General features: G+C 71.8%; 4 protein-coding genes and 1 tRNA gene. 1 reads left to right on the top strand and 4 read right to left on the bottom strand.

All coding sequences use genetic code 11. The annotated features are described in order from the left end of the window. Window position 1: 1 nt before the first annotated feature. The gene (gene ccoO, locus QFW77_RS04390) at window positions 2–622 is read right to left on the bottom strand and encodes a cytochrome-c oxidase, cbb3-type subunit II (protein ID WP_280573083.1); all 621 of its coding nucleotides are present in this window, start codon (window positions 620–622) and stop codon (window positions 2–4) included. Next, window positions 619–2,130 carry a cytochrome-c oxidase, cbb3-type subunit I gene (gene ccoN / locus QFW77_RS04385; protein ID WP_280573082.1) on the bottom strand — a complete coding sequence of 504 codons (1,512 nt, stop codon included), beginning with the start codon at window positions 2,128–2,130 and terminating at the stop codon, window positions 619–621. The genes ccoO and ccoN overlap by 4 nt, the downstream gene beginning before the upstream one ends. A gap of 275 nt (window positions 2,131–2,405) precedes the next feature. Here ccoN and QFW77_RS04380 point away from each other — a divergent pair. Further along, window positions 2,406–2,481, top strand: a tRNA-Lys gene (locus QFW77_RS04380). A gap of 101 nt (window positions 2,482–2,582) precedes the next feature. Here the strand turns inward: QFW77_RS04380 and QFW77_RS04375 are convergent. After that, window positions 2,583–2,771 (bottom strand): hypothetical protein, encoded by a 189-nt coding sequence (locus tag QFW77_RS04375; RefSeq protein WP_280573081.1) that lies wholly within the window; start codon window positions 2,769–2,771, stop codon window positions 2,583–2,585. 496 nt (window positions 2,772–3,267) lie between these two features. Next, entirely contained in the window at window positions 3,268–12,027 is an 8,760-nt protein-coding gene (locus tag QFW77_RS04370) for a glycoside hydrolase family 94 protein (RefSeq protein ID WP_280573080.1), read from the bottom strand. Between the last annotated feature and the right edge of the window lie 50 nt (window positions 12,028–12,077).

Raw genomic sequence — 12,077 nt, 5'->3', positions numbered from 1 at the left:
GTCATTGCCCCCTGGGTGCGTGGCGGCCGAGTCCCTGCAGATAGGCGACCACGGCGTCGAGTTCGGTCTTGCCGGCCACCTCCGCGGCGGCTCCGGCGATCTGTTCGTCGGTGTAGGGATCGCCCAGCGTCTGCAGCGCCCTCATCCGCCGGGTCACGGTGTCCCCGTCCAGCTGCGCCGCGGCCAGCCAGGGATAGCTGGGCATGTTGGATTCGGGCACCACGTCGCGAGGATTGTTCAGGTGCACGCGGTGCCAGTCGTCCGGGTAGCGGCCGCCGACGCGCGCCAGGTCCGGACCGGTGCGCTTGGAGCCCCACTGGAACGGGCGGTCGTAGACCGACTCGCCGGCCAGCGAGTAGTGGCCGTAGCGCTCGGTCTCGAAGCGCAGGGTGCGCACCATCTGCGAGTGGCAGTTGTAGCAGCCCTCGCGGACATACACGTCGCGCCCGGCCAGCTGCAGCGGCGGATAGGGCTCCACCCCGGGCAGCGGCTCGACCGCCTCGGCCTGGTACATCAGCGGCACGATCTCGGCCAGGCCGCCGAACGACACCGCCACGGCGATCAGCACCGCCATCAGGCCGACGTTCTTCTCGATTTTCTCGTGCGGGTTGTTGTTGCTCATGCGGCGCTCCCGGGCATGGCGCGTTCGTCGCTGGGGTCGGGCGGCAGCACCGGCTGCGGCGCCGGATCGCGTGCCATGGCGAAGGTCTTCCAGGTGTTGAGCGCCATCAGCAGCATGCCGCCCACCACCACCAGGCCGCCGAGCAGGCGCACGAAGTAATACGGGTAAGTGGCGTTGAGGGCCTCGACGAAGCTGTAGGTCAGGGTGCCGTCGTCGTTGGTGGCGCGCCACATCAGGCCCTGCATCACCCCGGCGATCCACATGGAGGCGATGTACAGCACCACGCCGAGGGTGTGGATCCAGAAATGCAGGTCGATCCACTTGGTCGAATACATGCCTTGCAGGCCCAGCAGCCGCGGCAGCAGCGAGTAGATCGATCCGATCGAGATCATCGCCACCCAGCCGAGCGCGCCGGCATGGACGTGGCCGACGGTCCAGTCGGTGTAGTGCGACAGCGAGTTGACCGTCTTGATCGACATCATCGGCCCCTCGAAGGTGGCGATCATGTAGAAGCTGATCGCGACGATGAGGAACTTGAGGATCGGGTCGGTGCGCAGCTTATGCCAGACGCCCGACAGGGTCATGATGCCGTTGATCGCACCGCCCCAGCTGGGCGCCAGCAGGATCAGCGAGAACACCATGCCCACCGACTGCGCCCAGTCGGGCAGCGCGGTGTACTGCAGGTGGTGCGGGCCGGCCCACATGTACACCGCGATCAGCGCCCAGAAGTGCACGATCGACAGCCGGTAAGAGTAGATCGGCCGGCCCGCCTGCTTGGGCACGTAGTAGTACATCATGCCCAAGAAGCCGGCGGTCAGGAAGAAGCCGACCGCATTGTGGCCGTACCACCATTGCACCATCGCGTCGACCGCGCCGGTGTAGACCTGGTAGGACTTGAGCATGCCCACCGGCAGCGCCAGGTTGTTGACCACGTGCAGCAGCGCGATGGTGATGATGTAGGCGCCGTAGAACCAGTTTGCCACGTAGATGTGCCGGACCCGGCGCTTGGCGATGGTGCCGAAGAACAGCCAGGCGTACGCCAGCCAGACCACCGTGATCAGCAGGTCGACCGGCCATTCGAGTTCGGCGTACTCCTTGCTCTGGGTGATGCCCAGCGGCAAGGTGACCGCGGCCGAGACGATCACCAGCTGCCAGCCCCAGAACACGAACGCCGCCAGGCGGTCGGAGATCAGCCGCACGTGGCAGGTGCGTTGCACCACGTGCAGGCTGGTGGCGAACAGCGCGCTGCCGCCGAAGGCGAAGATCACCGCATTGGTGTGCAGCGGGCGCAGCCGCCCGTAGCTGAGCCAGGAAACGCCCTCGAACAGGGTCGGCCAGTACAGCTGGGCGGCGATCACCACGCCCACCAGCATGCCGACGATGCCCCAGACCACGGTGGCCACGGCGAACTGGATCACCACCTTGTCGTTGTAGGTGCCGCCGGGGGCGGGTGCGGCGCGCGCGGTGGCGGGGTCGACGTCCGATACGAGGTTGGGCTGATGGGCCATGGGGCTGGGTTCTCCGGATCCTGCGTGCATTGTGGCCGGCCTCGGCCGGAGGCGACTTGATTAGGATCAAATAGCCGGGGCGGGGCGATCTGGGGCGCGCGTGGCGCTCGCGCTCACGGGCCGCCGCCGAGAGCGGCCTGCCGTGAGGTTCGCGACGGCGGCAGAGCGAACCCTAGCGGTCATCATCGCGCGGTGGCAGGGGTCGGCGAAAACCGCGGGCCGTGGCACAATATCCAGCTCGCCCTGCGTCGTCCTCGACGAGGTGCGGGCGTCCCGGGTCGTTAGCTCAGTCGGTAGAGCATCGGACTTTTAATCCGCTGGTCGTTGGTTCGAATCCAACACGACCCACCACACGCCCGCCCTCTCTTCACGCCGAATCCGGCTGCGCGCAGGTCGCGTCAGGCGCCTGCGCGGTGCAAGCCGCCCTCCCCGCCATCGCCGGGTTCACCGGTTCAGCCGGCCGGGACCGGCCGGCGCGCCGCCCGCGCGGCGGCGCGCGCGTTCAGCCTCGCCGCGACCGCCAGCGCCTGCTCCGCATCGGCGAAGATCAGCGGGCGGTTGGAGCGCGGCAGGTATTCGGCGCCGGCCTCGTCCCTGAGCAGGTAGCCGACGCCGGGTTGCAGGTGGATGGTCCAGGTCATGCCCGCTCCTCGGCAACGGACGCGCCTGCGTCCGGATGCCCACGGACATGCAAGGGCCGCGCCAATTGCGGCCGGGCCCGTGGCCGCCGCCTTCAGTGCCGGCGCCGCGCCGCCGTGTCGCCGGTGGTCCGTATCTGTCGCCCAGGGTCATCTGGTCGGGAGTGCTTCGGGAGACGCGTGCAATGCTGGAAAGCGCGCGGGGGGGCGGGNGGGCCGGGGGATACGTGCCAAGTCGCTCCCCGATACTCGCTTGGTTGTCACGCATCCCCCGGCCCGCTGGGGACGATGCGGTGATCGGGCCGGAAAGCGTGGGTCGCAGCTGGGCCTTGGCCGCGTCGGTCCCCGCTTTTCTTGGAAGCGCCGGTGATCTCACTCCATCGGGTGGGGGTGGCGCCGCAACCAAGCGAGTATCGGGGAGCGACTTGCGGCGCCACCCCCGCCCGATGGCCCGGCCCCCCCCTTTGGCTCAGAAGCACCGCCGCTACGCATCGCCGCATCAGCGGCGCAGCGCGGGCCAGTGCAGTTCGGCGCGGTGGTCGGCGCCGTCGTCGAGCAGGGCGATCCAGGGCGATGGCTGTTCGGCGCCATCCAGCAGCAGGCGCGGGGTCGGTGCGTCGCCTTCTGCCGTGGCGTCGAAACAGCTGACCTCGATCCGGTACAGGCTCTCGCCGAAGCGGTAGCGCAGCGTGAAGCCTGGCCAGTCGGCCGGGAGGCAGGGCGTCAGCCGCAGGGCGTCGCCGCGGCGCTCCAGGCCGAGCAGGGACTCGGTCAGCAACCGGTACATCCAGCCGGCCGAACCGGTGTACCAGGTCCAGCCGCCGCGGCCGACGTGCGGCGCCACGCCGTAGACATCGGCGGCCATGACGTACGGTTCCACCTTGTAGCGTTCCACCGCCTCGGCGTCGCGGGCGTGGCCGAGCGGATTGATCATCCGCGCCAGCTCCCAGGCGCGCTCGCCGTCGCCGAGCTGCGCGAAGGCCATCGCCGCCCAGACCGCCGCGTGGGTGTACTGGCCGCCGTTCTCGCGCACCCCGGGCACGTAGCCGCGGATGTAGCCCGGGTCCTGCACGATGCGGTCGAACGGCGGGTCCAGCAGCTGCACCAGGCCGGCTTCCCGGCGCACCAGGTGGCGGTCCAGCGCCTCCATCGCCCGCCGCGCGCGGGCCGGCTCGGCCGCCCCGGACAGCACCGCCCAGCTCTGCGAGATCGAGTCGATGCGGCATTCCTCGTTCTGCGCCGAGCCCAGCGGGGTGCCGTCGTCGAACCAGGCGCGCCGGTACCAGTCGCCGTCCCAGGCGTGGGCGTCGAGGTTGCGCTCCAGTTCCGCGCGCACCGCCGCGCACTCCTTCGCGAACGCATCGTCGCCGCGCGCGTGCGCCACCGCGGCGAAGCGCTGCAGCGCGGTGGCCAGGAAGAAACCAAGCCAGACGCTCTCGCCGCGGCCGCCATCGCCGACCCGGTTCATGCCGTCGTTCCAGTCGCCGGTACCGATCAGCGGCAGTCCGCGCTCGCCGCGCAGCTGCATGCCGCGGCGCAGCGCGCGCACGCAGTGCGCGTACAGCGGCTCGCGCAGCCGCGATGGCACCGGCAGGTCGTAATAGGACTCCTCGTCCGGACTCACCAGGCGCCCTTCGACGTAAGCGGCATGCTCGTCCAGCACCCCGGCGTCGCCGGTCACCTCGAGGTAGCGGCATACCGCCAGCGGCAGCCACAGGAAGTCGTCGGAACAGCGGGTGCGCACGCCGCGGTCGCCTGGCGGGTGCCACCAGTGCAGCACGTCGCCCTGGGGGAACTGATGCGCGGCGCTGGCCAGGAGGTGCGCACGGGTGGTCCCGGGCGCGGCGTGCACGGTGGCCATGGTGTCCTGCAGCTGGTCGCGGAAGCCGAACGCGCCGCCGGACTGGTAGTAGCCGCTGCGCGCCAGGTGCCGGCAGCCCAGGGTCTGGTACAGCAGCCAGCCGTTGACCAGCACGTCCAGTTCCGGCTCGGGGGTTTGCACCTGCACCGCCCCGAGGGTCCGTTCCCAGTGCCTGCGGACCTCGGCCAGGGCGTCGTGCGCGACCCGGGCGCCCTTGCTGCGCAGGGCGAGCCGGGACGCGTCGTGGGCGTCTTCCCCGGCGCCGAGCCGGAAGACCGTCTCCGAGGTCTGGCCGGGCGCCAGCGCCAGCCCCACCTGGAGCGCCGCGCACGGATCGAGCGCGGCGCCGAGCCGACCCGACAGGGTGGCGTTGCGCAGCGCAGCCGGCGCGGCGAGGCTGCCGTTGCGGCCGATGAACTCGGTGCGGTCGGCGGTGAAGGCGCGCTTGCCGGCCGCGCCGTCGACGTCCAGGAACGCCACCCTGCCACCGGACTCGGTGCTGTATGGATTGCGCGCGGTGAGGGCGCCGCTGGCCTCGTCGAGGCCGGTGACGATGTGCAGCAGCGAATTGCGGCGGAGGTCGCCGAGCACCCATTCGACGTAGGCGGTCGCCGACAGCCGGCGCGCGCGCCCCGACAGGTTGCGCAGCCGCAGGACCGAGAACTTGATCGCGTCGCGCGGGGCCACGTAGACCCACAGCTCGCTGGCGATGCCGTCCTCGACGTGGGAATACACGCTGTAGCCGAACCCATGGCGGGTGCGGTAGTCGCCAGCGCCGCGGCAGGGCAGGGCTTGCGGCGACCAGACCAGGCCGCTGTCCTCGTCGCGCAGGTACAGCGCCTCGCCGCCGGTGTCGGCGACCGGGTCGTTGTGCCACGGGGTCAGCCGGAATTCGTGCGCGTTGCCCAGCCAGGTGTAGCCCGCGGCGCTCTCGCTGAGCACGGTGCCGAAGCGCTCGTTGGCCAGCACGTTGCACCACGGCGCCGGCGTGGCGGCGCCTTCGCGCAGCGCGATCAGGTACTCGCCGCCATCGGCGGAGAAGGCGCCGGTCCCGTTGTCGAGCATCGTCGCCGCTGCGGCGGGGTCGAACGGCCACGGGTCGTCGTCGCCCGATACCGGCGACGGCCATGGGGGTGTCGGCACGGGTGGTGGCAACGCCGGCGCGGCGGCCACCGCGGCGCGCGCCTTCCTCGCGGTCTCGGCGACGGCGCCGGCAGGGTGCAGCAGCGGCGGTGCGCGTTCGGGCGGGATGCTGCGGCCGACCTGCGCCTCCAGGGTGCCGTGCTCGTCGCCGACGATCACCCGCGCCGCGGCCTGCAGCAGGATGCGGTCCTCCTGCTGGATGTGCTGCGCCATCCGCACGAACACACCGCCCGGGCGGTCCAGCATGCCGCCCTCGGGACCGGCCGAGACCATGCCGAGGATCCGCTCCTGCAACTCCTGGCGGTAGCCGGCGGTGTCTTCGTTCCAGACCACCATGTCGACGTTCAGGCCCTTGAGCCGCCAGTACGCATGCGCCTGCACCATCTGCCGCACCAGCTCGATGTTGGCCGAGTCGGTGATCCGCACCAGCACGATCGGCAGGTCGCCGGAGATCGAGTGGCCCCACAGGGCCGGCTGGCCGCGGCGGTTCTGCAGCAGCACCGCGCTGTCGGCGCGCAGCAGCGGATGCGCATAGACGATCAGGCCGGCCAGGCGCTCGTAGAGCTGCGCATCCGCCTGCGAGGCGTTGATCTGGCGGCGCACCACCTGGCTATGGGTCCAGGCCAGGTCGAAAACGCGGTCGGCCAGGCGCCGGTCGCGATACTTGTCGATCAGGGTGGCGCAGCCTTCGCGGTCGCCGGAAACGCCGCTGACCATGTCGACGATCGCGGTCTGTTCGGGCGCCAGTTCGATCCGGCAGCGGATCGCGACGATCGGGTCGAGCACCGAACCGACCGTGCCGGACAGCGGCTCCAGCGAGGTCAGCGCCAACGGTGCGCGCGGGGTGTTGCCGCGGCCCAGGAAACGCCCGCGGTCGGTCTCGTACGAAATCGCGCCGATGTCGGCCTCGTGCACCGCCACCAGGTGGAACATCCACGGCGTGGCTTCGGCGTGGGAGCGCGGGCGCCGCGTCGCCAGCAGGGCCTGCTTGCCGGCCAGCAGCTCGGTCTGCACGAACAGGTTGCCGAAGGCCGGGTGCGCCTCGTCGGCGATCCCCTGGGCCAGTACCACTTCGGCGTAGGTGGTGATCTCGATGGTGCGCGTGCGCCGCGAGCGATTGGAGACGCGCAGCCGGCGCAGCTCGATGTCGTCCTCGGCCGAGATCGCGATCTCCATGTGGGTGTCGAACCCGAACTTGCGGCCGCGGTACTCCGCCTTGGCGTCGGAGAAGATCGCCTCGTAGTGCTTCACCGCGACGCAGGTCGGCTGGTACGCGGCCGACCAGTAGCCGCCGCTGTCGACGTCGCGCAGATAGCAGAAGCTGCCCCAGTGATCGCGGGTGCCGTCCTCGCGCCAGCGCGTCACCGCCATGTCGCGCAGCCGCAGGCCGCCGCCGCCCGCCGCCGTGAACAGGCCGTGGAAGCGGCCATTGGACAGCATCTGCACCGCCGGCCGCGAGGTGTCCGGGTTGCGGAACACGCGCAGCCGGGTCTCGCTGGTCTCGACCACCACGCGCGCGCCGGCCTCGGCCTCGTGCGGGTGGAACACGCCGGTGTGCGGCACCCGCTCCTGCAGCAGCAACAGGGTCGCCTGGAACTGCGGGTCGGCGGCGAAACGCCGCTGCATCGGCCGCTCGCGCAGCAGATACGCGAGCGACAGCAGGCCCATGCCCTGGTGGTGGGCCATGAACGAGCGCACCACGGCGTACTCCTGGCCGCGCTGCACCCGCGCCGGGGTGTAGTCGATCGCCTCGTACAGGCCGAATTCGCCGCCGAAGCCGAGCCCGGCCAGGCGCTGCAGGTTCTGGGCCGCCTCCTCCGGCGCCACCATCAGCGCCATCATGCTGGCGTAGGGCGCGATCACCAGGTCCTGGGCCAGTCCGCGCTTGAGCCCCAGGCCGGGTACGCCGAACGCGCGGTACTGGTAGTTCATCCGCGCATCGACGGTGTTGTAGCCGCATTCGGAGATGCCCCACGGCACCCCGCGCTGGCGTCCGTAGCCGATCTGCGCCTCCACCGCATGCCGGCTGGTTTGCGCCAGCAGCGTGTCGGGGTAGCTCGGCATCACCAGTTGCGGCATCAGGTATTCGAACATCGAGCCGCTCCACGACAGCAGCGCGGCGCGGCCGTCGACCTCGGTCAGCAGGCGCCCGAGCGCGAACCAGGTGTCCTTCGGCAGCTGGCCCTGGGCGATCGCGACGAAGCTGCCCAGGCGCGCCTCGGACGCGAGGAGGTCGTAGTAGCCGTTGTCGAGCCGGCGCTCCTCGACGTCGTAGCCGATCGCCAGCAGGTGGCGGCTGCGGTCGTAGAGGAAGCCGTACTCCATCAGCGAGTACTGGCCGACGCGGTGCGCCAGCGCTTCGAGTTCGAGGATCCGGTCGGCGGCGCGCAGCCGCGCCAGCGGGTCGCTGCTGCGATCGCGCAGCTGGCGCAGCGTGGGGATGCCGGTCGCGTCGGTGCCGCCGTCGAGCCGCGGCCAGGGCGCGAACGCATCCAGTTCCGCGCACGCCGCGCGGCAGGCCTGCAGCAGGGCCTGCGGCCAGTCCGGGAGCAGCGCCGGCGCCTCGGCTGCGTCCGCGGGCCGGTATGGCCATGCCGCCGCGATCGCCTCGGCCTGCCGGGCCAGTCCGGCGAGCGCGGCGGACGCGGCGGCGGGCTCGGAAGGCGGCGCCGCGCGCAGCTCCCCCAGCCGGGCCTCGAACGCGTCGAGCCGGGGATCCAGCCCGTCGGCGCCGGCGCCTCCCGCCGGCGGTTCCTGCTCGCGCAGCACCCCGAGGGTATGCGCCAGTCCTTCGAACGTCGCCGGCGCGAGCAGCGGCGCGTCCGGCAGCGCCAGCAGCCCCTGGCGCAGGGTCAGCAGGTGGCCGGCCAGGTTGCCGCTGTCCACGGTCGAGATATAGCGCGGCGGCAGCGGCTGCAGGGTCTGGGTGTCGTACCAGTTGTAGAAGTGGCCGCGGTGACGGGGCAGCGCGTCCAGCGTGTGCAGCGTCAGGCGGGTGCGTTCCATCACGCCGCCCGCCTGCAGGTAGCCGAAGTCCCAGGCGGCCAGGTTCGCCAGCATCGACAGCCCGATGTTGGTCGGCGAGGTGCGGTGGGCGATCGCCGCCACCGGGTGCTCCTGGATGTTGTCCGGCGGCAGCCAGTGGTCCTCGGCGCGGACGTGGACCTCGAAGAAGGCCCAGGTGCGCCGCGCCAGCCGCCCCAGGAAGTCCAGCTGGGTCGCCGAGAGCCGTGCGCGCCGCGGCGGCGGCGTCCGGCCCAGCCAGGTCATCAGCAGCGGCGAGCCCGCCCACCACGCCAGCAGCGGCGCCGCGACCCAGAGCGCGCCCGGGTTGATCCACGCCACCAGCAGCGTCACCGCCACCGCGAAGGCCGGCGCGAACCACATGCTGCGCAGTTCGCCAAGGGCGTCGCGGTCGAGCTTGCGTTCCACCTCGCTCGACGGGCTCCACTGCAGCAGGTGGCGGCGGCTGACCGCCATCCGCCACAGGCTGCGCGCGGTCGCGTCGAGGCTGAACCACGCCTCGTAGGGCAGACAGGCGAGGTTGACCAGCGCCGCCTGCAGCTGGCGGGCCGCGGCGCGGCCCACCTGCAGCAGATGCGGTTCCAGCGCCATGTCCGGCGGCCGCGCCAGCACGTTCCGCGCCGCCGGGACCAGCACCGGCAGCAGCCACAGGCCCAGCAGCCAGGCGGTCCAGGCCAGCGGAGCGGGGGCCAGCGCCCAACCCGTCACCAGCAGCGCGGTGGCCGCCCCCGGCACCAGGCTGCGGCGCAGGTTGTCCAGCAGCTTGCCGCGCGAGAGCCACGACAGCGGATTGCGCTCCACCCCCCCGTTCGCGCGCGGGACCCAGGGCAGCAGCCACGGCAGCAGCTGCCAATCGCCGCGGATCCAGCGGTGGCGGCGCTTGACCTCGGCCGCGTAGCGCGCGGGCGGATCCTCGAACAGCTGCACGTCGCTGACCAGCCCGGCGCGGGCGTAGCACCCTTCCAGCAGGTCGTGGCTGAGGATGCTGTTGTCCGGAAAGCGGTCGCCCAGCGCGTATTCGAACGCGTCGACATCGTAGATTCCCTTGCCGACGAACGAGCCCTCGCCGAACAGATCCTGATAGACGTCCGAGACCGTGCGCGTGTAGGGATCGATGCCAGGCTCGCTGCCGAACAGGCGGGCGTAGCGGGTGCTGCGCCCCGGGCCCATGCTGCTGCCGATGGCGGGCTGCAGGATCCCGTAGCCGCGGGTGACCCGGCGCCGGCGCTCGTCGAAGCGCGGCCGGTTGAGCGGATGGGCCATGGTCGCGGCGAACTCGCGTGCGGCATCGCGCGGCAGGCGGGTGTCGGTGTCCAGGGTGATCACGTAGCGGACGTTGCCGAGCATCGCCAGGTTGCCGGCGGTGCGCATGAATTCCTGGGCCGGCGCCGCGCCGCGCAGCAGCCGGTTGAGCGCCGCCAGCTTGCCGCGCTTGCGCTCCGGACCGATCCAGCTGCGCTCGCGCGGATTCCAGCGGCGGGCCCGGTGCAGCAGGAAGAACCGGCCGCCGTGCTCGGGCGCGTAGCGCGCGTTGAGCCGGTCGATCTGCCGCACCGCGTGGTCGAGTAACGCCCGTTCCTCCTCGACCAGTTCGTGGTCGGCATCGAGGAAGTCGGTCAACAGGACGAAGTGCAGGTAGGGGTCGCGGTTGGCGAGGAACCGCACCTCCAGTCCCTCCACCAGGCCGTCGACCGCGGCGGCGCTGCCGATCATGCTCGGCACCGCCACCAGGGTGCGCGCGGCGCGCGGCATCCCGCGCGAGAAGTCCAGCCGCGGCAGCGGCCGCGGCGGCACCAGCACCGTCGCCAGCCAATTGACCAGGGCGATGCCGAGTTCGCTGAACACCACCACCGCCAGCGCAACGAGCAGCCACCGCAGCGCTTCTCCCGGCACCGGGCCGTCGAGCGTGGAAAGCAGGCCCCAGGTGAAGAACGCCACCGCCGCGCCGATCGGCAGCAGGTAGGCCGGCAGCGGGATGGTCGCCGGAGGCGCCTGCACCGCGCGCGCGCCGTCGAGCGCGCAGACCGCCGCGCAGGCTTGCGCGTGCCCGTCCCCGACCAGATAGTGGCCGACATGGGCGCGGGTGTCGCGCGCCCCGGCGTGTGCTCGCGCCAGCCCGAGGATCGTGCGGGCCACGGCGATCTCGTCGATGCCGCTACGCCGGGCGAGCCGTTCCAGGGCGTGGCGGTAGCTGTCGCGGGTGGCGAAATCCATCTGCGCGTAGGTGCCGTCCGGATCCTCGCGCAGGGTCCGTTCGACCATGCTCAGGTTCTCGACGAACTCGCGCCAGTCGATGGTCGCGAGCAGGCGCAGGCTGGCGATGCTGTTGCTCACCGAGACCTGGTCGGCGGCCTGCTGCTGGCTCTCCGCCTGCACCAGCGACTCGACGTTCTGGCCGCTGTGTTCCACCCACTGTTCGATCCAGTTCATCGGCATCGCCAGCGCCAGGCTGCGGCCCTGCACCCCGCGCGCCAGTTCGGCCACGAACGCGCCGGTCACCGCGCGCTGGGCGCGCGCCAGGTCGGCGACCACCAACACGACCTCGGTGGGGCTGTGGGTGGCGGTCTGGTTGAGCAGCCGGGCCCAGTCGCCGGCCTCGCGCCGCTCGATGCCGTCGTGCATCACCCGCGCCGCCATGCGCCGCAGGTTCTCGATCACCGCCAGGCGCAGCATGATCGGGATCGCCCAGAGTTCGCCGAGGGTGAGCGGCGCGCGCGACTGGTAGGCGGCGACGAAGCGGGTCATGGCCTCGGCGTCGATGCGGCCGTCGCCGTGCGCCACCGCCTCCATCGCCAGGTCGTAGACCCGCGGTACCCCGGCGGACGGGCCGCCGGCCAGGGCGGGAAGCTCGCGGCTGTAGTTGCGCGGCAGATGCCGGCGCGCGGTGCGGACCTGCTCCTCGATCAGGTAGAAGTTGTCCAGCAGCCATTCGCCGGCGGGAGTGATGCGCACGTCGTCCTGGACCATCCGCGCCAGCAGCGCATTGGCGCGCTGGAGCAGGTCCTCGTTCTCGCGCAGGCGCGGCAGCAGCTGGTCGGGTCCCGACTGCGCCCGCAGCACGTGCACCCGCGCCAGGGCGCGGCCGTGGGCTTCCATCTGCTCGGCGCTGAACAGGGGCGAGCGCAGCGGCTGCTCGGCCTGCGCCGGCTTGCCCGAAGCGTTCTGCCCGAGCCGCCACAGGCGGCGCCGCAGGCGCAGCCAGTGACCGAGCAGTTGCCGGGCGTTCGACATCGTGGAAACGGGCGCTCGGAGGGAGATGACCCAGCATGGCACCCGCGGGT

This window comes from Luteimonas endophytica, assembly GCF_029887875.1.
In the GTDB taxonomy this organism is placed as follows: domain Bacteria; phylum Pseudomonadota; class Gammaproteobacteria; order Xanthomonadales; family Xanthomonadaceae; genus Luteimonas; species Luteimonas endophytica.
This window is presented reverse-complemented; position numbering and strand designations above follow the sequence as displayed.